The organism is Altererythrobacter sp. Root672, from assembly GCF_001427865.1.
GTDB lineage: Bacteria > Pseudomonadota > Alphaproteobacteria > Sphingomonadales > Sphingomonadaceae > Croceibacterium_A.
The window spans coordinates 378273-401054 of sequence record NZ_LMHH01000003.1 but is presented as its reverse complement, the minus strand read 5'-3'; the positions used below and the strand labels follow the sequence as shown (position 1 = coordinate 401054).

Annotated in this window: 20 protein-coding genes and 1 tRNA gene; 9 read left to right on the top strand and 12 right to left on the bottom strand. The window is 65.6% G+C overall.

Going from position 1 to position 22782, the window contains the following annotated elements:
• Positions 1–3: 3 nt before the first annotated feature.
• Both fdhD and ASD76_RS15880 read left to right on the top strand, forming a co-directional pair.
• Entirely contained in the window at positions 4–804 is an 801-nt protein-coding gene (fdhD, locus tag ASD76_RS15885; RefSeq protein WP_055925330.1) for a formate dehydrogenase accessory sulfurtransferase FdhD, read from the top strand.
• Between the two features lie 16 nt (positions 805–820).
• Entirely contained in the window at positions 821–1519 is a 699-nt protein-coding gene (locus ASD76_RS15880) for a VIT1/CCC1 transporter family protein (protein ID WP_055925327.1), read from the top strand.
• 10 nt (positions 1520–1529) lie between these two features.
• Here the strand turns inward: ASD76_RS15880 and metW are convergent, their stop codons facing one another.
• Positions 1530–2120, bottom strand: coding sequence for a methionine biosynthesis protein MetW (gene metW, locus ASD76_RS15875; RefSeq protein WP_055925324.1), 591 nt, complete (start codon positions 2118–2120; stop codon positions 1530–1532).
• On the bottom strand, positions 2113–3219 hold the full coding sequence (metX, locus tag ASD76_RS15870) for a homoserine O-acetyltransferase MetX (protein WP_055925321.1): 1107 nt from the start codon (positions 3217–3219) through the stop codon (positions 2113–2115). Before metX ends, metW begins: the two co-directional genes overlap by 8 nt.
• Before the next feature lie 101 nt (positions 3220–3320).
• On the opposite strand from metX, the gene hisC reads away from it, so the two are divergent.
• The gene (gene hisC / locus ASD76_RS15865; RefSeq protein WP_235506805.1) at positions 3321–4403 is read left to right on the top strand and encodes a histidinol-phosphate transaminase; all 1083 of its coding nucleotides are present in this window, start codon (positions 3321–3323) and stop codon (positions 4401–4403) included.
• Positions 4400–5308 (top strand): prephenate/arogenate dehydrogenase family protein, encoded by a 909-nt coding sequence (locus ASD76_RS15860; protein ID WP_055925314.1) that lies wholly within the window; start codon positions 4400–4402, stop codon positions 5306–5308. The genes hisC and ASD76_RS15860 overlap by 4 nt, the downstream gene beginning before the upstream one ends.
• Before the next feature lie 12 nt (positions 5309–5320).
• Here the strand turns inward: ASD76_RS15860 and ASD76_RS15855 are convergent, their stop codons facing one another.
• From ASD76_RS15855 to ftsE, 5 genes are all read right to left on the bottom strand, one after another.
• Positions 5321–6553, bottom strand: a complete 1233-nt coding sequence (locus ASD76_RS15855; RefSeq protein WP_055925311.1) for a glycoside hydrolase family 27 protein — start codon at positions 6551–6553, stop codon at positions 5321–5323.
• Between the two features lie 114 nt (positions 6554–6667).
• Entirely contained in the window at positions 6668–7348 is a 681-nt protein-coding gene (locus tag ASD76_RS15850) for a lysophospholipid acyltransferase family protein (protein ID WP_055925308.1), read from the bottom strand.
• A 4-nt stretch (positions 7349–7352) separates the two neighbouring features.
• A complete protein-coding gene (locus ASD76_RS15845) occupies positions 7353–7883 on the bottom strand; it encodes a YdcF family protein (protein WP_055925303.1) in 531 nt (176 codons plus the stop codon).
• Positions 7880–8761, bottom strand: a complete 882-nt coding sequence (locus ASD76_RS15840) for a cell division protein FtsX (protein WP_235506803.1) — start codon at positions 8759–8761, stop codon at positions 7880–7882. The genes ASD76_RS15845 and ASD76_RS15840 overlap by 4 nt, the downstream gene beginning before the upstream one ends.
• Before the next feature lie 11 nt (positions 8762–8772).
• Entirely contained in the window at positions 8773–9498 is a 726-nt protein-coding gene (ftsE, locus tag ASD76_RS15835; protein WP_055925297.1) for a cell division ATP-binding protein FtsE, read from the bottom strand.
• A 150-nt stretch (positions 9499–9648) separates the two neighbouring features.
• Here ftsE and ASD76_RS15830 point away from each other — a divergent pair, with 150 nt between their 5' ends.
• Entirely contained in the window at positions 9649–10497 is an 849-nt protein-coding gene (locus tag ASD76_RS15830; RefSeq protein ID WP_055925294.1) for an MJ0042-type zinc finger domain-containing protein, read from the top strand.
• A 21-nt stretch (positions 10498–10518) separates the two neighbouring features.
• On the opposite strand, the gene ASD76_RS15825 is transcribed toward ASD76_RS15830, so the two are convergent.
• Positions 10519–10758 (bottom strand): hypothetical protein, encoded by a 240-nt coding sequence (locus ASD76_RS15825; protein ID WP_055925291.1) that lies wholly within the window; start codon positions 10756–10758, stop codon positions 10519–10521.
• A 148-nt stretch (positions 10759–10906) separates the two neighbouring features.
• Here ASD76_RS15825 and ASD76_RS15820 point away from each other — a divergent pair.
• A tRNA-Leu gene (locus tag ASD76_RS15820) sits at positions 10907–10993 on the top strand.
• Positions 10994–11125: 132 nt separating this feature from the next.
• Here ASD76_RS15820 and ASD76_RS15815 read toward each other — a convergent pair.
• A complete protein-coding gene (locus ASD76_RS15815) occupies positions 11126–12943 on the bottom strand; it encodes a DEAD/DEAH box helicase (protein ID WP_082553895.1) in 1818 nt (605 codons plus the stop codon).
• A 276-nt stretch (positions 12944–13219) separates the two neighbouring features.
• Here ASD76_RS15815 and ASD76_RS15810 point away from each other — a divergent pair, with 276 nt between their 5' ends.
• Entirely contained in the window at positions 13220–16033 is a 2814-nt protein-coding gene (locus ASD76_RS15810) for a M16 family metallopeptidase (RefSeq protein ID WP_055925288.1), read from the top strand.
• A 16-nt stretch (positions 16034–16049) separates the two neighbouring features.
• Here the strand turns inward: ASD76_RS15810 and glsA are convergent, their stop codons facing one another.
• From glsA to ASD76_RS15795, 3 genes are all read right to left on the bottom strand, one after another.
• A complete protein-coding gene (gene glsA, locus ASD76_RS15805) occupies positions 16050–17033 on the bottom strand; it encodes a glutaminase A (protein WP_055925285.1) in 984 nt (327 codons plus the stop codon).
• Positions 17034–17045: 12 nt separating this feature from the next.
• A complete protein-coding gene (locus ASD76_RS15800; RefSeq protein ID WP_156457763.1) occupies positions 17046–17924 on the bottom strand; it encodes a hypothetical protein in 879 nt (292 codons plus the stop codon).
• A 267-nt stretch (positions 17925–18191) separates the two neighbouring features.
• Complete coding sequence (locus ASD76_RS15795; RefSeq protein WP_156457762.1) at positions 18192–18557, bottom strand: hypothetical protein; 366 nt, start codon at positions 18555–18557, stop codon at positions 18192–18194.
• A 240-nt stretch (positions 18558–18797) separates the two neighbouring features.
• Here ASD76_RS15795 and ASD76_RS15790 point away from each other — a divergent pair, with 240 nt between their 5' ends.
• Complete coding sequence (locus ASD76_RS15790) at positions 18798–21296, top strand: glycoside hydrolase family 3 protein (protein ID WP_055925276.1); 2499 nt, start codon at positions 18798–18800, stop codon at positions 21294–21296.
• On the top strand, positions 21287–22777 hold the full coding sequence (locus ASD76_RS15785; protein WP_162249684.1) for a carboxylesterase/lipase family protein: 1491 nt from the start codon (positions 21287–21289) through the stop codon (positions 22775–22777). The genes ASD76_RS15790 and ASD76_RS15785 overlap by 10 nt, the downstream gene beginning before the upstream one ends.
• The last annotated feature ends 5 nt before the right edge of the window (positions 22778–22782 follow it).

Sequence of the window (22782 nt, the reverse complement as noted above, 5' to 3'; positions counted from 1 at the left end):
CGGATGGGTGAATTGAGCACACCGCTCGAAATCCGCCCCGACGGCACCAGCCGCCCTGCTTCCCGCGAGTGGGTGCCCGAAGCCCCCGTCGCGCTTGAGTTCAACGGCCTCAGCTACGCCGTGATGATGGCCACGCCGCAGGACCTCGAGGATTTCGCCCTCGGCTTCGCCCTCACCGAAGGCCTGGCCAAGCAGCCCTCCGACCTGACCGACATCAGCGTTGCTGAAGTCGAAAAGGGCTGGATCGTCCGCGCCGCTCTTTCGGGCCTCGGCATCGAACAACTCACCGACCGCGTCCGTACCCGCGTGGCCGAAAGCTCCTGCGGCCTGTGCGGCATCGAGAACCTAGAGGCCGTCGCCCGCCCGCTGCCACCCGTCCCTACCCACGAAGCCCTGGCCGAAGGCGCCATCTTCGCCGCCCTCGCCGCGCTACGCGACTTCCAGCCACTCGGCCGCAAGACCGGCGCCGCCCACGCCGCAGCATTGGCCTCGCCCGAAGGCCTGATCCTCCACGCCCGCGAGGACGTCGGCCGCCACAACGCGCTCGACAAACTCATCGGCGCCCTCGCAGCCAGTGATCAGGATCCGGCCGAAGGCTTCATCCTTTCGACCGCTCGCTGTTCCTACGAGATCGTCGAGAAAGCAGTCCGCGCCGGGGCAACCCGCCTCGTCACGGTCTCGCTCCCGACCAGCATGGCAGTCGATCGAGCCCGCCAAGCAGGCCTCAGCCTTTGGTCGCTGGCCCGCGACGACAGCGTGTTGCAGGTCAACGCCGGCGCGCTCGGCCCGGTCAGGACAGAGTAGGCCGCGCGGGTCGGACATGGCGCGCAAAACTCTCCTCCGCGAGATGCGCCAATATCTCGGTGATCCCAAGTCCCGCCGCACCTGGAGCCTTGCCGCCCGTGACGGGATCGTGGCGACCGGCGGCATCCTGCTGGGCTTCGCCGGCGCTGGTGCCGGCGACCGGACCCTGCTGATGGCCGCCACGGCCGCGACCGTGGCCGGCATGCTTTGTGCGGGAGGTGCGGAGTGGTCCGAAGCCGCTGCCGATCGGGAAGCACAGCTCAACGCCGTGGCCGAGGAAATAGCCGACGTCGAACAGCAGCGAGAGATCGAGCAGACCGAGGTGTTTCACTATTACAGATCAAAAGGCCTGAGCCGTGATCTCGCACACCAGGTCGCGGTCGAACTCATGGCCCGCTCGCCAATTAAAGCGGCGCTGGAAAGCGGGCACGGCATCCTCAAGCTCACTTCGGCCGCCGAAGTCTGGCTGACCGGCATAACCGCGGCCCTCGCCTACCTGCTCGGCGCGGCGATTCCGCTGGCGCTGACCTTCCTCCTGCCCGTGGCGATCGAGACCCGGTTGATCGTCTTCGCTGTGCTGGCTTCGCTTGTCGTGACCTCGATCGTCGGCGCACGGGCCGGACATATGAAGGTGGGCAAGAACATCCTGCGCACGCTGGTCATCGGCGTGGTGACGATCTCGATCAGCTACTTCGTGGGCGAGATCGCGTTCTGAAGTGAACTAATCACCGGCTCAGCAGGTAGACCGCGTATTCCGCCCGCCAATTTGCGCCGACAGACGTCAGTTCCGTGTCTCCACTGAAGAACCAGCTCCGCTCGGTCTTCACGCCCTTGTCGGCGAGCAGCTTGTCGAAGTCGGTCACGGTGACGTGGTGGATGTTCTGCGTCTCGTACCAGCTCACCGGTAAGTGGCGCGTCACCGGCATGCGGCCATGCCACAGCAAGAACGCGCGCATGCGCCAGTGCGCGAAATTGGGGAAGCTGACGAAGGCTCGACGGCCGACGCGCAACAGCTGCTCCAGCATCAGGTCGGGACGCGCGGCGGTCTGTAGCGTCTGGCTCAGGATCGCGTAGTCGAACGCGTCGTCCGGGTAGTCGGCGAGATCGCGGTCGGCATCCCCCTGGATCACCGAGAGGCCGCGCGCGACGCAGCGTTCGACCGCCTCGGGATCGATCTCCATCCCGCGGGCGTCGACGCCTTGCTTGTCGCGCAGGACGGCCATCAGCTCGCCGTCGCCGCAGCCGACGTCGAGCGCCCGGCTACCGGGAGCGACGTGGTTGGCGATGACGGCAAGGTCAGGGCGCAGCTCAGCCATTGAGGAACCCTGTGATTACCCGGTCGAGCGAGGGCACTTCGAGCAGGAAGCTGTCGTGGCCATAGGGCGCTGAAAGCTCGACGAAGCTGACCGGCGCCGCGACGGCGTTGAGCGCGTGAACGATCGCCCGCGATTCGGCCGTGGGGTAGAGCCAGTCGGTATCGAAGCTCACCACGCAGAAGCGAGCTGGCGTCCCGGCAAAGGCATCGGCGAGGCGACCGCCATGCTCTTCGGCCAGGTCGAAGTAGTCCATCGCCCGGGTGATATAGAGATAGCTGTTGGCATCGAACCGGTCGGTGAAGGCGAGCCCCTGGTAACGCAGGTAGCTTTCGACCTGGAAGTCCGCGTCGAAGCCGAAGCTCTTCGCTTCCCGATCCTGCAAGCGGCGGCCGAATTTGCCGGTCAGCCCGGCTTCCGAAAGGTATGTGATGTGCGCCGCCATGCGCGCCACGGCGAGGCCTTTGTCGGGCGTGCTGCCCGAATCGTAATAGTCGCCACCCTGCCAGTTCGGATCGGCCATGATCGCCTGCCGACCGACTTCGTGGAAAGCGATGTTTTGGGCCGAGTGGCGCGGCGTGGTGGCAATGGCGAGCACGCGCGCGGCCCGCTCGGGGAAATTGGCGGCCAGGCTCAACGCCTGCATCCCACCCATCGAACCGCCGACCACGGCATGAAGCTGCCCGATCCCGAGCGCGTCGAGCAGCGCCACCTGGGCGCGGACCATGTCGCGGATGGTGATAACCGGGAAGCGCATGCCATAGCGCCCGCCGTCTGCAGCCTCGCTCGCCGGGCCGGTCGAGCCCATGCAGCTGCCGATCACATTGGCGCAGATCACGAAGAAGCGGTTGGTGTCGATCGGCTTGCCGGGCCCGATCATACGATCCCACCAGCCGGGCTTGCCGGTGATGGGGTGCGGACTGGCCACGTGCTGGTCGCCGGTCAGCGCATGATGCACGAGAATCGCGTTCGACTTGTCCGGCGCAAGTTCGCCGTAAGTCTCATACGCGATCGTCACGCGATCGAGCGCCTGCCCGCTGTCGAGTTGGAGCGGCTTGTCGAGCAGGACGGTGCTGCTTGTGGATGAAAGAACTGTGGCCACGCTTGGTGGGGGATGGGATAGCCCAAGCGGGCTGTCAATTGCTGCTGCTTGCGGCTATGCGCGCGGCGGTGAACGAAGGGGCTCCTATTTCCCGACCGGCAATGAAGCCGTGGATCGAGGCAATCCATGCCTACGTGCCCGGCAAGAGCAAGGCCGCTGACGGGCGCAAGCTCGTCAAGCTGTCCGCCAACGAGAACCCGCTCGGCACCAGCGAGGCCGCGCTGAAGGCACGCGCCGCAGCGCCGGGGCCTGATCGTTATCCCGATCCCGATTCGACGGAACTGCGTGACGCGCTCGGCGCGCTGCACGGTGTGGATCCGGCGCGGATCGTCTGCGGCACGGGCTCGGGCGAATTGCTCACCGTGGCCGCCAGTGCCTTCGCAGGCCCTGGGGACGAAGTGCTTTACGTACGTTACGGCTTCTCGCTCTACGAGATCGCGGCGCGGCGGTGCGGAGCAACGCCGGTCGAAGCGCCGGACGCCGATTACGGGACCGATGTCGACACCCTGCTCGCCTGCGTGACAGAGCGGACGCGGGTGGTCTTCGTCGCCAATCCGAACAATCCCACCGGCAGCTATATGTCGCGGGCAGAGCTTGCGCGGCTGCACGCTGGCCTGCCGGGCCATGTGCTGCTGGTGATCGACCAGGCTTACGCCGAATATGTCGCGCCGGAAGACGACGATGGCGGCGTGGCGCTGGCTAACACGCACGACAATGTTCTGGTCATGCGCACTTTCTCCAAGGCTTACGGTCTTGCCGGAGAGCGGATCGGCTGGGCCACCGGTGCGCCGGCCCTCATTGCTGCGCTCAACCGCATTCGCGGACCGTTCAACGTGAACCTTGCCGGGCAACAGGCGGCCCTCGCGGCTGTGGGAGACCAGGGCTTCGTCGTCTCGTCGCGCGATTCCAACACGCGCGTCCGGGCCAAGTTCGTCGCCGCGCTGGAAGCGCTCGGCAACTTCGGACTGCGTCCGCTTCCCAGCGAGGCGAATTTCGTGCTCATCCTGTTCGAAGGTGCGTTGACGGCCGAAACGGCGCTCAACGGGCTGAACGATGCCGGCTATGCCGTGCGTCATCTGCCGGGCCAGGGCCTGCCGCAGGCTTTGCGTATCACGATCGGGACCGAGGCACAGATGGACGAAGTGGCCGATGTGCTCCGCACGCTGGCGGAGAACACGCAGTGAAGTTCGAACGCGTTGCCATTATCGGCCTTGGCTTGCTCGGCGGCTCGATCGGCCTCGCGGTCGCGCAGCACCTGCCCGGCGTGACCACCACGGGCTACGACATCGATCCCGCGGTGCGCCAGCGCGCCAGGGAGCGTGGGCTGGCCGGCACGATCTGCGAAACCGCGAGCGATGCGGTTGCAGAGGCGGACCTCGTCATTCTCTGTGTACCGGTTGGCGCAATGACGGAAGTCGCGCGCGAGATTTCCGCGGCGCTGCGGACAGATGCGCTAGTGAGCGACGTCGGATCGTCCAAGCGGACCGTCGCCAAGGCCCTGTCCGAGGCCCTGCCCAACCATGCGATCATTCCCGCGCATCCGGTCGCGGGCACCGAGCACTCCGGCCCGGACGCCGGTTTCGCCAGCCTGTTCCACCACCGCTGGTGCATCCTCACTCCGCCGGCCAGTGCGGATCCGGAGCAAGTCAGCGCGCTGATCGAGTTCTGGAAAGCGCTTGGCGCCATGGTCGACGCCATGGATGCCGAACACCACGACATGGTGCTCGCCGTCACCAGCCACATCCCCCACCTCATCGCCTACACCATCGTCGGCACCGCTTCCGACCTCGAACAGGTGACGCGCGGAGAGGTGATCAAGTACTCCGCTGGCGGCTTCCGCGACTTCACCCGTATTGCCGCGTCGGACCCTACCATGTGGCGCGACGTGTTCCTGCAGAACCGCGATGCAGTGCTGGAAATGCTCGACCGGTTCCTGACCGACCTCGCCTTGATGCGAGAAGCGATCCGCGCAGGCGACGGGGAAACCATGTTCGAGCTGTTCGCCCGAACCCGCTCTATCCGCCGCTCGATCGTCGCGATCGGCCAGGACGATGCCCGGCCCGACTTCGGACGCAAGGATCACGACTGACGGACGGATCGCTCACCCCTCGGGCGTGAGCAGGAACACCGCCGTGTCCCGGGCATCGACGGTCACGTCCAACGGCTGCGGTGTCGTGCCGCGCGGTTGGCCGGTCCACTGGTCGGTGATCGCGTAGTGACGCTCGCCGATCTTGGCGAACTTCTGATTGAGATCGTCCGATAGCGGTTCGCCGGCAAAATCGATCCGGTGAGTGCGCTGGACGTCGGAGCGGTTGAGGACGGCGATCGCCCATTTGTCGTCGGCAAGCGGTCTCGCCCAGACTTCGAGTTCGGGCGTGCGATGCCAGGCAAAGCCTTGGATACCGAGCGGATCCTGGCTGATCGCGACCAGCCGCGGGTTGGTCAGGATCGCCGCGATCTCCGGCTTCATCGAGACAATGTCGGTCCCGGCGATGAGCGGCGCGGCAAGCATCGTCCACATCGCGAAGTGCGAGCGGTTCTCGGCCAGGCTCGGAAGGTTGCCGACTTCCATCATGTCCGGATCGTTCCAGCCGCCCGGGCCCGCGTACTTTCGCAGACCGGCCTGCTTGTCGAGAATGTTGAGAATGCCCCAGCTGGTCCAGCTGCCGTGTCCTAGCTCGCAGTTCCAGCAATTCACGATGTCACCCGTGGTGCGCCACAGGTGCCCGATCTCCCCGGCCCATTCCCAGGGCTTGTTCTCTCCCCACTCGCAGATCGAGAACACGATCGGACGCCCGGCCGCGCGGATAGCATCGCGCATCGTCGCATAGGCTTCGCGAGGGTTGCGCTGCGCCGGGCCAGTGCCGGTATTGCACCAATCGTACTTCAGGTAATCGACTTCCCATCGCGCGAACTGGAGCGCGTCCTGGAATTCGTGGCCCTGACTTCCGGCCCTGCCCCCGCAGGTCTTCGATCCGGCGTCCGAGTAGATGCCCAGCTTGAGCCCGCGGGCATGGACGTAGTCGGCCAGCGCCTTGATGCCGGAGGGAAATCGCCGGGCGTCCGGCTGCAGGAAGCCGTTTGCGTCCCGCTCACCCTGCCAGCAATCGTCGATGTTGACGTAGACGTAGCCCGCGTCGCGCATGCCGTTGGCGACCAGCGCATCGGCCGTCCGACGAATGAGCGTCTCATCGATCTCGCAGCCATAATGGTTCCAGCTGTTCCACCCCATCGGCGGAGTTCGCGCGAGCTCGGCAAACTTCTGCGCCGAAGCGGGATTGGCGCCCAGTGCGAACGCCAGCGCGATTAGGAAGCGAAACGTCCCCTTGACCATGGCCCCTCCCCGCCCCCGATATCGGTTCGGGTGACGGCCCTTATTCGCCCGAATGGCATGGGACTGGCAAGCCTGCGCAAACTCGAGCGCCGCCGGCCAGCAAAGCTCAACCCATCAAGAGTTCAGCGCGTTGATCGCCGCATGGACACGCACCTCGATTTCCTCGCGCGGTAGTCCTGGCTCGATCACCTCTCCGAACTGCAGGGTGATCGTGCCGGATCGCTTCCACAGGCGATGGTATAGCGGCCCGCTGTTTACTGCCACCGGCACGACCGGCAGCCCGATCAGCTTGTAGATCCCGGCAAAGCCCGCCTGGAGCGGCGGTCGCGTTCCGTGGGGCACGCGGGTGCCTTCGGGAAAGATCACCAGCGGGCGGCCGCTCGCTATGAATTTACGCGCGTCGGTCATCATCGCGCGGAGTGCCTTGGCCCCCTGGTCCCGCCGGACCTCAACCGAGCCGTAAGCGCGCGCGGCCCGGCCCCAGCCGGGAATCTCGAACAGCTCCTGCTTGCCGAACGGCACGGGGTAATCGAGCAAGTTGGGCAGGTCGATCGCCTCGAAGAAACTCTCGTGCTTGATCGCGAAAAGCGCGGGGCCGTCAGGCCTGTGTCCGATCTCAACGACCTTGATCCCCAACAGTACCCTGGTGCAGGCCCGGTGGTATCTGGACCAGGCGTCGGGGAATGGGCGCACGCGGCTCGGCGCGACCATCGCCACGAGAGCCGACATGCCGACGTAGAAGAAGCTTCCCGCGTAGAACGCGAGGTAGAACAGCAGGCTTCGCACCACGTTCATCGCCTTAACCCGGAAGGGCCTGGACCACCCAGGCAGCTAGGAACTTGTGATACTCCAGGAACAGCATCGAGAGCGACGGCTTGGACGGGACGGCATCGCGCAAGATCTCGATGCCGTCGGGCAACGCACTCTGCAGCTCCAGCGAGGCGCGGCGCATGTGCCAGTCGGACGTCACCAGGCGCAGGCTGCGGACCTTCTGCTCCGCGATCCACTCGGCAGTCTCGCGAGCGTTACCGCGGGTGTCGAGCGCGGCGAACCCTAGCGTCACGCAGCAGTCCATCAACTCCGGCGACACGCCGTATTCGACCTCGAACTCGCGGGGTTTCACATCGCTATAGACCCCGGTGACGAGCATCTTTGGCGCCTCTCCCGAACGCAGCAACGCCAGCCCACGCGGGATGCGGCCGCCGGCGCCGGTCGGCACGACGATCGCGTCGGTCTTCTGCTTGCCCGCAGGTTGCGGCAGGGCGACAGCGAACCACAGGAATCCCAGGACCCACAAGACGAAGAGCGATGAAAGAAAACGACGAATCACAGGATTTGCCTCAGCACAGCCAGCACCGTCAGGCGAGCGGTCAGGACCGCAAGGACCACGCCTATCACCGGAATGGATGCGAGAATCATCCAATCGACCGGCCCAAGCCCGCCGCCCGCGACCATTCCTGAACCCAGTGCCGCGAACTGCTTGCCCAGCAACAGGACTGCGGTGAGACCCAGCGCGAGGCCGGCAAGGCCGCCCAATGCCGCGTCGAACGCGACCGAGCGCTGGAAGATGCGCGCGATCTGCGCGTCAGTGCCGCCGAGTAGGTGAACGATCTCAATCGTCTCGTGGTTGCTGCCAAGGGCACTTCGCGCGGCCAGCCACACGGCTGCGGCACTCGTGCCCGCCAGCAGCACGATCAGGCCCACGGCAAGCCATTGCAGCGATGCAGCAGCGTCGAACACCGGCTGCAGCCAGCGCGCCTGCGCGTCGACCCGCGCGGAAGGGGCCGAGGCTATGATCATGGTCCGCAAACCCTCAAGCCGCTTGTCGGTCATGGGTCCGGAGAGCTTCACGTCGATCATCGCCGGAACCGGCAGCGCGTCTTCCGCCGATGCTGCCTGTGGGCCGAGCCACGGTTCGAGCAGGGCATTGAGCTCCTCGTCCGGCACGCGGCGAAATTCCGCAACGTCATCGAGGTCGTCCAGCAGCGAGATGACGACCAGCGCCTGCCGTTCGCGCTCTGCTGGACGGCCTTCGACAATCTGCACCGTGAGGCCGCCGGCGATCTCGCTCCGCGCGCTCTGGGTGAGATTGCGCAAGCCCAGGCCCGCACCCGCGGCGATCACCGTGAGGGCGATCATGATCGCGATGACCCACGGCATCGGCCCGGCGATCCGCGCCTGCGGCAAGAGCCGATCGCTCGCGGCCATTCGCAGCGCCTTCATTGACCGACCGTCTCGCGCCGCGGGGGATAGCGCAGCGCGCCTGTCGGATCGGAAAGTCGCCCACGATCGAGCCGCATGATGAGCGAGTCCGGCACCTTTTTCAGCAAATGAACATCGTGTGTTGCGACCACCACGGTGGTGCCAAGGCGGTTAAGCGCCTCGAACAGGCGCAAGAGCTTCACCGCCATCTCAGGATCGACGTTGCCCGTCGGCTCGTCGGCGACGAGGATCTCCGGCCGGGCGATCACGGCGCGGGCGATGGCGACACGCTGCTGCTCGCCGCCGGAAAGACTGGCAGGCCGCGCGTCAGCCCGTTGTTCGAGCCCGACCCACTGGAGCATGTCTGCCACCGGCTTGCGGATCTCGCTCTCCGGAACGCCGGAAACGCGCAGTGGCAGGGCGACGTTGTCGAACGCCGACAAGTCGGGAACCAGGCGGAAGTCCTGGAACACCACGCCGATGCGCCGGCGGAAGTCCGGAAGCCGGTTGCGCGGCACGGTAATCACGTCGGTGCCAAACATGCGGATGACCCCGCGCGAAGGGCGCTGGGCCAGATAGAGCAGCTTGAGGAGCGAGGTCTTGCCCGCACCGCTGGCCCCGGTGAGGAAGTAAAAACTGCCCGGATAGAGCGTGAACGCGATGTCGCTCAGCACCTCTCGTTCGGTGCCGTAACGCAAACCGACGTTGTCGAATTGGACGATGCTCCCCTCCCCTGCGCTCACGGTCGGCCTCGGGAGCGGTGCGGATGAAGGAAAATGAGCATGCTTGGGGGGCTATAGCTGCTGTTCGATGTGGAAAAAAGCCACGCAAGGCGCTGAGTTGAGGGTGTGCGCCTTGTTGCCAGTTGCCAAGAGTCATAAGATTCCCCTGCAATGATTATTTCATGCCCTGCGTGCACGACGCGCTATGTGGTGCCGGATAGTGCGATTGGCCTTGAAGGTCGCACTGTACGTTGCGCCAAGTGCCGGCACAGCTGGTACCAGGATCCGCCGGCTCTGGAGCTGGCAGAGCAGGAACCGATGCAGGCCGAGGTAGCGCAACCCGCTCCGCCCCCGCCGCCAGAACCGGAGCCCGAACCCGAACCGGTCGCAGCCTCGGAACGTCCGCGCTTCGTGACCACGCCGCCTCCGCCGGAGCCCGAAGTCGAAGAAGACGTCGCGGATATCCCGTTCGCGGAGCCCGAGGCCGAGGACATTCCGCCCCCACCGCCTTACGAGGCGCCCCGCGTTAGCGAGCCGGCGGACTCTGAAGAAGCGATCTCGCAGTTCGATTCGGCACCGCCGTTCAGGCGCAGGCGCAATCCGCTGCGCGCGTGGACCTGGGCCGCTGGGATCTTCGCGGTTCTGGCCGTGGGCGCCACTGCTGCGGTTTCCTACTTGGGCCTTCCCGATTGGGTCCCGGTGAACCAGCCGACGTTCGGCTATAACCGGACAGACCTGCAACTGGACTTCCCGGCCGACCGTCAGGAACGCCGCCAGACCCCGAACGGCACCGAGTATTTCGGCGCGAGCGGAACGATCACCAATGTCGGTGGCCGGACAGAAGACGTGCCGCCGATCCTGATCGTGCTGCGCGATGCCCGCGAACGGATCGTCTACAGCTGGGAAGTCCAGCCGCCCAAGCGCAGCCTGGCGCCCGGCGAAAGCGTGACCGTGAACGAAGCGGTGACCGACGTCCCCCGCTCCGCCCGCGTGGCAGAGATCGGCTGGAAGCCCACCTAACTCGCCGCCGTCAGGTGCGCGTTACTGGAACTCGTAGAAGACTTTGCCCTCGCGGCTGGTGCGCTGTGACTGCGGAGCGTCTTTTCGCGTTTCGTCGATGCCGCGGTCCTGGCGCACGATTACCGGCTCCAGAATGACGGCCCGCGCTTGCGCTTGCACGACCTTTGCCCCCGATGTTTCGGGGGGCGAGGGCACCACGACCGTGGCGGCCGCGGCCAGCAAGAGCGCCGAAATGCTCATCTTGTATGGTTGATAGACCATTAACCCAACACTCACCTGCCAAGGCCGTTCCTGAACAAGAACGGCAGCGGTGAAGAATGTTATTGCCCGCGGCTTGCAGGGGTATGGTCGCTTTGCTAAGGGCCCGCACCTACCCCGCGAGGGCCGACTTCTGGCCCTTGTCGATTATGCGGTCGTGGCGGAATTGGTAGACGCGCAACGTTGAGGTCGTTGTGGGCGAAAGCCCGTGGAAGTTCGAGTCTTCTCGACCGCACCAGTCATCCTGAAGAAATCGATTTTCGCCTTCGGGCACCCGTTCGTCGCAATGATTTGCGCCGGGCGAGGAAGCGATTCGCCCATAACTGGGCAGCTTGGTCAGACGTCGGTGCCGACCAAGCTGCTCACAGTCCTACTCTGCAGGTCCGCGATTCTTGCGGTGAGGCTTCTTCTGCCAGGGCTTCTTCGCCCCATGGGCCGAATCGGTCGACCGCGGCTTGGCCTCATTTCCCGGACGGGCACCTTTGCGCGCCGCTCCTGGCGGGCCTTTGCGCGGGGGTCCGGCGTGACCGGGCCGTTCGTGCGTCCTGGCACCCTTGCGATGCTCGCGAGCCGCCTCGCGCGGTGTGTCGTTCGATTTCTCGATGGTGACGTCGCCGCCGTCCTCGGTTCCGGCTGTGCGGGCAAGGGCTGACGAGAACTTGTCGGCGATCGCCCGCGGGACCTGGAAATGGGTCTCGTTCGCGGTGATGCGGATCGCGCCGATCTCGTTGCGAGTGATATGCCCACGACGGCAAAGCAGCGGCAGGATCCAGCGCGGATCGGCATTCTGGCTGCGGCCGATGTCCATGCGGAACCAGACCACGTCCTCGAAGCCCGCACGATGGCGGTCCTGCTTATCGGCCTGGCGCGCTTCGGGCGTGTTGGCGATCAGCTCTTCGGCCTGCGGCAAGGCAGCGCGATGGGCGCGTACCAGCGCGGCGGCAATATCTTCAGGGCTCCGCTCGGCCAGCAGGCGCGCAGCCAGCTCGCGATCCTCTTCGTCGAACTCGACCGGTTCGAGCAGCGCGTCGATCAGCCGCTGACGATCATTGTGGCGAATGGCTTCGGCTGTCGGCGGATCGATCCACTCGGCATTGACCTTTGCACCGCGCAACATCGATTCCACCCGCTTGCGGCGCGGATAGGGCACCACGAGAACCGCCGTGCCCTTCTTGCCCGCCCGGCCGGTACGGCCCGAACGGTGCTGCAAGGTCTCGGCATCGCGCGGGATCTCGACGTGGATCACCAGGCTCAGCGTCGGAAGGTCGATGCCGCGTGCCGCCACGTCGGTTGCGACGCAGACGCGGGCGCGCCGGTCGCGCAGGGCCTGGAGGGCCTGGTTACGCTCCGACTGCGAATGTTCGCCCGACAGCGCCACGACCGCAAAGCCGCGCTCTTGCAAGGTGGCGTGAAGCCGGCGGACGTTCTCGCGCGTGGCGCAGAACAGCATCGCGGTCTCGGCTTCATGGAAGCGCAGCAGGTTGACCACCGCATTCTCGATCTCGGACGGCGAGACGGTGACCGCCTGGTAGGCGATATCGCCGTGTCCGCGGCCTTCGCTGACGGTGGAGATGCGCAAGGCATCGCGCTGGTAGCGCTGGGCAAGCCGGGTGATCGGCGCCGGCATGGTGGCAGAGAACAGTAGGGTGCGACGGGCTTCGGGCGTCGCGTCGAGGATTTCCTCGAGGTCTTCACGGAAGCCCATGTCGAGCATCTCGTCGGCTTCATCGAGCACGACCGTCCGCAGGGAAGCGAGGTCGAGCGCGCCGCGCTCCAGGTGGTCGCGCAAACGGCCAGGAGTGCCCACCACGACTTGCGGTCCGTCACGCAACGAGCGCCGTTCCTTCGACGGGTCCATGCCGCCGACACAAGTCGCCACCCGCATCCCGGACTTGCCGTAGAGCCAGACGAGTTCGCGGCTGACTTGCAGCGCCAGTTCTCGCGTCGGGGCAATGACCAGCGCCAGAGGGCTGGTGCCGAATTCGGCCATGCCATCGGGCCGCAGCAAATCGGGCGCCATGGCGATGCCGAAAGCGACGGTTTTGCCCGAGCCGGTCTGCGCGGAAACGACAAGATCGCGCCCCGCCGCCTCAGGCTCGAGCACCGCGGCTTGCACGGGGGTGGGATCGGAATAGCCGCGCGCGACTAAAGCTTCGCCGAGAACGGCCGGTAAGTTGGGAAAAGGCATCGCCGTTAGATAGGGACGATTGCCCCAAGAGACACGGGGGCAGAATAATCTTTTTTCGCTTGCTCCGTTCGCGTTGTCCTCGAACTGCAATCCCGCCAGAAGCGCCTCCCGCGCCACTCTGTTCGTCACCCCCGTGGATGGGGGAAGTGGGCGGGCATTGCACTCGACGAAAAGCCATTGAATTGACGTTAGGTAATATTACAGGTGGACCGACCATGAGGGCCCGGTTCATTGGCCGGTCTAACTGACAAAACGGTTGTTTCAGGGAGAGATCCGATGTTGCGTCGCCAGTTGCTTACCCTCATCGCGCTGGCGTCTACGGCGCTCGCCCCTCTTCCGTCCGCTGCACAGACCGCCGCGCCGGTTCCCGTCGAACAGCTCGTCGAGCGGGTTCAGATTCCTTACGAGAGCTTCACGCTCCCAAATGGCCTGCGGGTCATCGTCCACACCGACCGCAAGGCGCCGATCGTGGCGGTGTCGGTGTGGTATGACGTCGGCTCCAAGCACGAACCGACCGGCAAGACCGGCTTCGCGCACTTGTTCGAACACCTGATGTTCAACGGATCCGAGAATGTCCCCGGCGATTTCTTCGCACCGCTTCGGGAAGTCGGTGCGACCGACTTTAACGGCACGACCAACTTCGACCGCACCAACTACTTCGAAACCGTCCCCCGGCCCGCTCTCGATCGGGCGCTGTTTCTCGAAAGCGACCGGATGGGCTGGCTGCTTGGGGCGATCGACCAGGCCGTGCTCGATGAACAGCGCGGCGTGGTCCAGAACGAGAAGCGCCAGGGCGACAATCAGCCCTATGGCCTATTGTTCTACAAGCTGTTGGAGGAACTGCTCAGCGGCACTCCCTATGGTCACAACGTCATCGGTTCGATGGCCGACCTCGATGCGGCCAGCCTGGAGGATGTGAAGAACTGGTTCCGCCAGCACTATGGCCCGAACAACGCGGTCCTGGTCCTCGCTGGTGACGTCGACGTGAGCGAGGCGCGGCCGATCGTCGAGAAGTACTTCGGATCGATCCAGTCCGGCCCGCCGACGCAGGAGCCGCAAGTAACCGTGCCGACGCTTTCGGCGCCGAAGAACGTCACGATGCAGGACCGTGTCGCAGCGACGCTGATCGTGCGCAGTTGGGCAGTGCCAGGGCTCAACGATCCGGACGCGGTGCCGCTGGACGTATTCGCTTCAGTGCTCGGCGGCCTCGCCAGCTCGCGGCTCGACAACTTGCTGGTGCGCGAAGAAAAGACCGCGGTTCAGGTATCCGCCGGCGTTCAGTCGCTCTCTCAGCTTGGCATGTTCCTGGTCCAGGCCGTCGTGCGGCCCGGCGTCGATCCGGCCGTCGTTGCCAAGCGGCTGGACGAGATCGTCGCCGACCTGATTGAACACGGCCCGACCGCCGACGAAGTGCAGCGAGTGGTCACCACGAACGTTTCGAGCCGCATCTCTGGCCTCGAAGCGGTCGGCGGCTTCGGCGGCAAGGCCGTGGCCCTCGCGCAGGGCGAACTCTATTCGGACAATCCGGCGTTCTTCAAGCAGCAGCTCGAAGCGATGGCCAAAGTGACGCCGGCGCAAGTGCAGGCGGTCGGCCAGAAGTGGCTCTCCCGCCCGGCGCTGACCATCACCGTCGTGCCGGGCGAGCGTGACAGCTATCAGGAGGCCCAGACCGTGGCCGCTGCCCCGGCGGCCGCCGGTCCGCGCGAGGCTGTCCAGGGCACGCGCGGTGCACTCCCGTCCGTGGCAGCCATCGGCGACCTCGACTTCCCCGAAGTCACCCGCAGCCGGCTGAGCAACGGGGTCGAGCTCGTCTACGCCCATCGCACGGCCGTGCCCGTCACCCGCGTGCTGATGAGCTTCGACGCCGGCGCCGCCGCGGATCCCGATGGCAAGCTCGGTACCCAGAGCCTGATGCTTTCGCTGCTCAAGGAAGGCACCACCAGCCTGGACTCGACAGCCATTGCCGAAGCCGGCGAGCGCCTCGGCGCCACGATCGGCACCGGCAACTCGGCAGACCGCACTTACCTGACTGTCGCCACGCCGAGCCCCAACCTCGCCGGCTCGCTGGACCTGTTCGCCGACATCGTGCGCAATCCCGCCTTCGAGCCGTCGGAGGTCGAACGGCTTCGCGCGACTTTGCTGACTGGCATTGCCTCGGAGCTGACCAACCCGGCGGGCATCGCCGGCCGTGCCATGCCGCCGCTGCTCTACGGCAGCGGTAGCCCCTATGCGAAGCTCGCCGCCGGCTCGGGCGATCCGGTCGCCGTGGGCAAGCTGACGCGCGATGAGTTGGTGGCCTTCCACCAGGCCTGGATCAGGCCCGACAAGGCCAAGGTCTTCGTGGTCAGCGATCTCCCCCTGGAAGAGGTGAAGGCGGCGCTGGAGGCTCGCTTCGGCAACTGGCAGGGCCAGGGGCCGGCGGGCGCCAAGGCGTTTAACGTCGCGCCCGCACAAGTCACACCCAGGATCGTCCTGCTCGACCGGCCCAATTCGCCGCAGTCGCTGATCATCGCTGGGCAAATGACCGCGCTCAATCCGCAGAGCGAGCTGCTCACCTACCAGATGGGCAACCAGGTGCTCGGCTCTGGCTTCCTGTCGCGCCTCAATATGGAACTGCGCGAGAACAAGCATTGGTCCTACGGCGCGGGCGGCGGTTACAACTGGCTCGAGCACGCGGTGCCTTACACCATCAACGCGCCGGTCCAGGCTGACCGGACCGGGGATTCGATCAAGGCGATCCAGCAGCAGGTGCAGGAGTTCCTCTCGACCAATGGCGTCACCCCGGCGGAACTCACGCGCGAAGTGAGCGGCACGACGAGGGAGTTGGCCGGGCGCTTTGAGACATCGAGCGCAGTGCTCTCGGCAATGCAACAGAACGACGTTTGGGGACGTCCGGACAATTTCTACGATACCGTGGCGCAGAAATATCGCGCGATGACCGGGCCGGAACTCGACGCGGCGATGCGCAGCGCGCTCGACCCGTCGAAGTTCGTCTGGGTGGTCGTCGGCGATGCCGCGACGGTTAAGCCTCAGCTCGAAAGCCTCGGGTTGCCGGTCGAAGTCGTCGCCGCGGCGGCAATCGGGCAATAACGCCTGGCGTTCCTCTTCAGGCCTCGGGCTTGGAGAGGAACAGGTCCATCCCGAGGTGTTGCGAGAGGTACCTCGCGGTCAGCTGACCTTTGACGCTGTTGCCCGCCGCGTCGAGCAGCGGCGCGAAGGTACCGAGGCCGCCCTTGCCGGGTGACACCGTGACGATGCCGCCGCCAATGCCGCTCTTGCCGGGCAGGCCGATCTCATAGAGCCAGTCGCCCGACGTTTCGTAAAGGCCGGCAGTGGCCATGACCGCGAGCGTGTAGTGGCAAACGGTCGGATCGACCACGCGCTCGCGAGTGATCGGATTGACCCCGCCACGCGCCAGCGTCGCGCCCATGACAGCGATATCCTTCGCCGAAACATCGAGGCAGCATTGACGCGTATAGAGATCGACCGCTTCGGCCGGGCCACAGAACAATGCCCCAGCCTCGTGAAGTAGCTGCGCCAATTCGCGATTGCGGAAGTTGGTGGCCCGGACGGATTCGACCACCTCGTCATTCACCGAAAGGGTCCGGCCGGCAAAGACGGACAAGCCGTCGAGAATGAACTGCCACTTGGCCTCGGTATTTCCACCAGGGGCCAGGCTGGCGGTGGCGATAGCGCCGGGATTGACCATCGGGTTGGTGCGCCCGTCCGGGCTCAGTTCGAGAGGGGTCGTCGAATTGAACGGGAAGCCCGTGGCGTTGACGCCGATCCTGCGGCGCGCTTCGTCGGGGCCTATCTGCTGGCATACGAGGGCGAAGACGAAGGGCTTGGATACGCTCATGAGCGGAAACAGATGATCCGCCGCCCCCGCCGAGTAGATCTCTCCATGGGTGGCCACGACGCTGATCCCGAACAAGTCTGGCGGAACCCGCGCCAGCGCCGGATAGACCTGCGAGCACTCGCCTTCCGAATTGGCACCAAACTGCCGGTAGGCGCTGTCGACCAGACGCTCCACTTCCCCGGCCGGCGGCAAGCGTCCGGTTGAAACGTATAACTCGTCGTATTCGGCCATCCGACCTGCCCTCTAGAACCTGAAGCCCAGAGTGGGCCCGACTTGCAGCGCAGTGAAGCGCGAAAACTCGAAGTTGGAGAAGCGATGGAACAAGATCGCCGCCACATTGAACCGCATGCCGTCCGGAAGATCGAGCCGCGGCGTGAACGAGATTTCGCTCATCGAGAGCAGATCGTCGCGGCCGTCGTTGGCCCCGGCGGTGTAGGCGGAATAGGCAAACTCCTGGAAGAACCCGACCCGCACGTCCGGCGTATCGAGGACCGAGACGTCGAAGTTCACCGTACCGATGAAGCGCCGGTTCTCGGGCTGCCCCGAATCCCGATACTCACCGCTGAGCGAGATCCCGACTTTGTCCGAGATATCGGGCGCGAATGCGACGACGTAGCGTTGCAGCGAATGGTCGAAGTGGTCGAAGCTCTCGCCGAGGTAGACCCACCGCGCCCGGAACCCGAGCGAGAGCGTGCCGGCGCCGGGGATATGATGGAAGACCGTCGCATTGGCGTTGAGGCGCCCTTCGTTGAGCTCGTCCGGATCGTTGGTGAAGATGTCGGCATCGGCACCCGCGCTCAGTTCCAGGTCCCATCCCGGAATCAGCCCCGGATGCGAATAGGTGAGCGCCAGCGAGGGAGCAAAGAGCACCGCATCCTCAGATCCGTCGGCATCCCAGAACGGATTGGTATCGTACAAGACCGGCGAGCCGATCGAGAGCGACCAGGATGGCTCTGGCTCGCCGTCCAGGCCGAACTCGTAAGGCTCCGGCTCCCCGTCGTCTTCGTGTTCTCTGAAGTCGGTTACGTCACCCCGGTCGGAGTGATCAGCGTCTTGGGCAAGGACGCTCGCCGGAACGAACAGAATCGCGCCGGCCAGTATCGGGACCGCTAGTCTGTGCACTGCCATGCTCCTTCCGGATCATGGACTCGGCGGAACGAGACCGGGTTACTCGCATGCATTCAGAAGGTGCGGCCGAGAGGTTTGCCGCGCGCATGCGAAATTCGGCCACGTCACCCCGGTCCTCCCGAGATGCCCGGTCACTTGCGAGGGCAGCGCCGCCGACCGATGCCGAAAGGATAAAGAAAGGCGCCAGGAACTTCAACATGACTTCCAAACACATAGCACGGAAGCCAGGCTAAGGGTTAGTGCGGAGAGCTTCCTAGGTATTCAGACCGCACCCGAAGCAAGTTCGGCCATGCATTCCTTCACCGCCTTGTCGGCCGGCGATTGCAGCTTCGCCATGAACGCGGCGGCGTCTTCCTCGCCGGTGATGGCGGCGAAATCGCCGGCCGGGATGTCCTTGAAGACCTTGTCGATGCCGCACTCGCACGCTTTGGCGAACTCGCCATCCAGCAGGGCGTCTTTCGTTTCCAGGCCAGCTTGCGCTGCCAGGTCGGCTTGCTGGACGCAGGCGGCGACGGCCGCGTCGAACACATAGGCTTTCAGGTCTTCGCCCTGCTGGTTGGCTTCTTCCTGCGAGGAACATCCCGCCAGCGCCAAGGCGGCGAAGGCCATGATGGCAGCAAATCTCATCCGTACAAATCCGATCAATTGAGCACGATAATTCGCCACGTCACAAGCCGGCGCGCGGATTACGTTTGCGAAACACTCCCTGCTATTTTCTGATTCAGCGGGGTAAATACGTGAGTATCCCTAAGCGCCCGCCGCCCGACCGGGGCGCGTCCTCGAAGACCCGGCTTCCAAACCGCGTTTGATAACGCTACCAATCGTTCGATCATGCCCATGTAGAGGCAAGCGAAGAGGGGAGATTCGATGCGATCTTGGGCCGTTCTGACGATGGCTGCGGCCTTGACCGCAGGTGGAGCCTCGCTGCAGGCCCAGCCCGCCAATCCTCCCGCTGCAGGCACCGGCGTCGCCAATCCCGCGATCTGGCCGGAACGCCACTATCCGGTCCCGGTGCTGGCTGCCGACGAAGCCAAGATCGCCGACCTGCTGCGCCGGATGACGCTGGAGGAAAAGATTGGCCAGCTGGTCCAGGCGGACTTGTGCTGCGTCACCCCGGCCGACGTGAAGACCTACAATCTCGGCTCGGTGCTCAACGGCGGCAACAGTGGCCCCTACGGCAACGACCTCGCCCCAGCCTCGGATTGGCTCAAGCTCGCCGACGAGTTCTACGCTGCCTCGGTCGACACCAGCGATGGCGGCGTGGGTATCCCCGTGGTCTGGGGCACCGACGCGGTCCACGGCCACTCGAACATCATCGGCGCGACGCTGTTTCCACACAACATCGGCCTCGGCGCGATGCGCGATCCTGAGCTGATCGAGCGCATTGGCGCCGTCACCGCGACGGAAATCCGCGTGACCGGGCAGGAGTGGACCTTCGCCCCGACCGTGGCCGTGCCGCAGGATTTCCGCTGGGGCCGCGCTTACGAGGGCTATTCATCCAACCCGCAGCTCGTCGCCTCCTACACCGGCGCGATGGTACGCGGTCTGCAGGGTCCGCCTGACGCCGGTCGCATCCTCCCGCGCGGCAAGGTCATCGCCTCGACCAAGCACTTCCTCGGCGACGGGGGGACCGAGAACGGCGTCGACCAAGGTGACGCAAATATTAGCGAGGAAGCCCTGCGCGACATCCACGGCGCACCCTACGGTCCGGCGATCGAGGAAGGCGTCGGCACCGTCATGGCCAGCTTCTCCAGTTGGCAAGGCGTCAAGATGACCGGCAACTACAGCTTGCTGACCGGCGTGCTCAAGGACCGGATGAACTTCGGCGGCTTCGTGGTGTCCGACTGGAACGCCCACGGCCAGGTCGAAGGCTGCACCAACGCCTCGTGCCCGCAGGCGCTGCTGGCCGGGATCGACCTGTTCATGGCGCCCGACACCTGGAAGCCGATCTACGAAAGCCTCCTAGCCCAGGCCAAGGCCGGCCAAATCCCCATGAGCCGCATCGACGAGGCGGTGTCGCGCCTCTTGCGCGTGAAGCTGCGGCTTGGCCTGTTCGAGACCGGCAAGCCCTCGTCGCGCGACCTGTCCGGCCACTACGAGATGCTCGGTTCGGCCGAGCACCGCGCGGTGGCGCGCGAGGCGGTGCGCAAGTCGCTGGTGCTATTGAAGAACCAGGGCGTCCTGCCGCTTAAACCCGGCGGCCGTCTGCTGGTGGCGGGCGATGGTGCGGACGACATCGCCCGCCAATCCGGCGGCTGGACGTTGACCTGGCAAGGCACCGGCATCGACAACAGCCACTTCCCGGGTGCGACCTCGCTCTGGGCCGGGCTGCGCGACGCTGTGACGAGCGCCGGCGGCAGTGCCGAGCTCTCGCCGAGCGGCAGCTTCACCACCAAGCCCGATGCCGCGGTCGTGATCTTCGGCGAGAAACCTTATGCCGAGTTCCAGGGCGATCGCGCTTCGCTGCAACTCGATCCCGAATTGACCGCACCGTTCGAGACCATGCGCAAATTGAAGGCTCAGGGCATCCCGGTCGTGGCGGTGATGATCACCGGGCGGCCGCTCTACGTGAACCCGGCACTCAACCTGGCCGACGCCTTCGTCGTCACCTGGTTGCCCGGAACCGAAGGCGGCGGACTGGCGGACGTGCTGGTCGGCAAGAGCGATGGCGCCGCGCGCTTCGACTTCCAGGGCAAGTTGCCCGCCGACTGGCCGATCACCGCTAACATGGCCGACGGCGTGCTCCATCCGTTCGGTTTTGGCCTCAACTACGCAAGCCCACGCACGGCCTGGACGGCACTGCCGGAGAACGCCGGCAACGCCGCGGCGGGCGATGCGCGCACCTTCCTCGCCTCCGGGGTTCCGGCGTCGAGCTGGTCGCTGCACATCGTCGATCCGAGCCTGCCGGGCAGCCAGACCCGCATCACCACTTTCCCCGCCGAAGCACTCGGAGGCCGCGCCAAAGTGTCGATCGAGGAAGGCCTGGTGCAGGAAGGCGGCAGGCGGTTCCAGATCGCGGGCGGCACTTCGGCCGTTTCGCTCGGGACCTTCGACCCGATCAACATCAGCCGCGAAACCAATGGCGATGTGATGCTGCTGGTGACACTGAAGATGCTCAAGGCGCCGCAACAGGCCGGGTTCGCCATGGTCAGCGGAACCGACACGCTGGTCGTCAGCCCGGTCTCCATCCCGCAGGGGACGAAGTTCGTACGCTACGGCCTCTCGCTCAAGTGCCTGCGGGAGAAGGGCGTCGACATGGACAATGTCGCCACGCCGTTCATCCTATCGACCGAAGGGCCGGCGGACTTCGTGCTGACCGACGTTCGCCTCGGGACAGACGCCGAAGTGGTGCTGCCTTGCGGCTGAAGGCTGCTCTCGGCGCGGCAGCACTTGTGCTCGCCGCGCCGCTGACGGCGTCGGAGGGCGGCACGGCTCAAGTCGCGGTTCCGGGCGGGATCGTGGCGGGCAGCGTGGCGGGGCGCGACACGGTGTTCCGCGGGATTCCCTTTGCCGCCCCTCCTGTCGGCGAGTTGCGTTGGCGCGCTCCTGCGCCGGTCGTGCCGTGGGAAGGCGAGCGTGACGCGACCAGGCCCGCTCCGGCCTGCCTCCAAAAAAGCGAAGGCTGGAACAAGGCAAACTGGCTCCATTCCTCGGAAGACTGCCTGACGCTCGACGTCCGCACGCCCTCGCTCAAGGGCAAGCTGCCGGTGATGGTATGGATCCACGGCGGCTCGAACCGTTCGGGCTCTTCGAGCGGTCCGGCCGATTCCAACATGACCGACCAGGGCGTGGTCCATGTCGGCATCCAGTACCGCCTCGGTCTGCTTGGCTTCATGTCGCACCCGGCGCTCTCTGCCGAGCAAGGCGGCGCCAGCGGCAACTACGCGCTGATGGACCAGATTTCGGCGCTGCAATGGGTGCGCGACAACATCGCCCAATTCGGCGGGGACCCGAACAACGTCACGATCTACGGCGAGAGCGCCGGGTCGCAGGACGTCTCGCTGCTGCTTGCGGCACCGGCTGCGCAGGGGCTGTTTCACAAGGCGATCCTGCAAAGCGGCACGCCGGGCTTCGGCATGTCCTACCGCACCTTGGCCGAAGCCGAGGCGGTCGGAATGCAACTCGACAGGGCGGCGGACGCGGGTGGCGATGTGACCAAGCTTCGCGCCCTTTCACCTGTGGCGCTGCTCGACTTGCAGCAAGACGTTGCCGACCCCGCTGCGGAACTAGGCCGCTCGACCTGGCTGCGGATCACTGTCGACGGCAAAGTCCTGCCTGACGCGCCCGACCGCCTGATCGCGCGCAATGCGCCCAAGCCGGTCATCATCGGCGTCGACAAAGTCGAGTTCGGGCCCAACACCGATGCGATCGACCTGCTCGCCCTGGCGGAGACCTGGTATCCGGGCCATGGCGCCGAAGCGCTTGCCGCATACCGTGCCGAGACGCCCGATCCTCGGAGAGGCAACCTCGCCCTGCGCCTGCAGAGCGATGGCGAATTTCACTGCCCGGCGGACCGGTTGGCCGACCTTCTCGCGACGAATGGCTGGCCGACCTGGTTCTACGAATTCGACGTCGGTGAGAACGGCGGACTGACGCGCCATGCCTATGAGATCGGCTTCATCTTCGGTCGCCAGCCAGTCGGCAGCGGGACGCAGATGCAGGACTATTGGGCGGCGCTGGCAGTTACGGGCGATCCCAACGGCAAGACCGCAGTGTCTCAAGACCGGCCCCGTTGGGAGCCCTGGGACCCTAAGGCGGCACGGCAGATTTTCTTCGGCCAAGACGAAACCGCTATGATCGCGGGCAAGCCGCGGGCAGAGTTCTGCCGCTTCGCCACGACTTACTGAGCCCG

What these genes read in the sequence shown, in the direction of transcription:
- ASD76_RS15840 (WP_235506803.1), bottom strand. Translation starts at nt 8,761, where the DNA reads ATGGCCGCGAGCGATCGGCTCTTGCCGCAGGCGCGGATCGCCGGGCCG.
- glsA (WP_055925285.1), bottom strand. Translation starts at nt 17,033, where the DNA reads ATGGCCGAATACGACGAGTTATACGTTTCAACCGGACGCTTGCCGCCG.
- ASD76_RS15830 (WP_055925294.1), top strand. Translation starts at nt 9,649, where the DNA reads ATGATTATTTCATGCCCTGCGTGCACGACGCGCTATGTGGTGCCGGAT.
- ASD76_RS15810 (WP_055925288.1), top strand. Translation starts at nt 13,220, where the DNA reads ATGTTGCGTCGCCAGTTGCTTACCCTCATCGCGCTGGCGTCTACGGCG.
- ASD76_RS15880 (WP_055925327.1), top strand. Translation starts at nt 821, where the DNA reads ATGGCGCGCAAAACTCTCCTCCGCGAGATGCGCCAATATCTCGGTGAT.
- ASD76_RS15790 (WP_055925276.1), top strand. Translation starts at nt 18,798, where the DNA reads ATGCGATCTTGGGCCGTTCTGACGATGGCTGCGGCCTTGACCGCAGGT.
- fdhD (WP_055925330.1), top strand. Translation starts at nt 4, where the DNA reads ATGGGTGAATTGAGCACACCGCTCGAAATCCGCCCCGACGGCACCAGC.
- hisC (WP_235506805.1), top strand. Translation starts at nt 3,321, where the DNA reads ATGAAGCCGTGGATCGAGGCAATCCATGCCTACGTGCCCGGCAAGAGC.
- ASD76_RS15795 (WP_156457762.1), bottom strand. Translation starts at nt 18,557, where the DNA reads ATGAGATTTGCTGCCATCATGGCCTTCGCCGCCTTGGCGCTGGCGGGA.
- ASD76_RS15815 (WP_082553895.1), bottom strand. Translation starts at nt 12,943, where the DNA reads ATGCCTTTTCCCAACTTACCGGCCGTTCTCGGCGAAGCTTTAGTCGCG.
- metW (WP_055925324.1), bottom strand. Translation starts at nt 2,120, where the DNA reads ATGGCTGAGCTGCGCCCTGACCTTGCCGTCATCGCCAACCACGTCGCT.
- ASD76_RS15855 (WP_055925311.1), bottom strand. Translation starts at nt 6,553, where the DNA reads ATGGTCAAGGGGACGTTTCGCTTCCTAATCGCGCTGGCGTTCGCACTG.
- ASD76_RS15825 (WP_055925291.1), bottom strand. Translation starts at nt 10,758, where the DNA reads ATGGTCTATCAACCATACAAGATGAGCATTTCGGCGCTCTTGCTGGCC.
- ASD76_RS15850 (WP_055925308.1), bottom strand. Translation starts at nt 7,348, where the DNA reads ATGAACGTGGTGCGAAGCCTGCTGTTCTACCTCGCGTTCTACGCGGGA.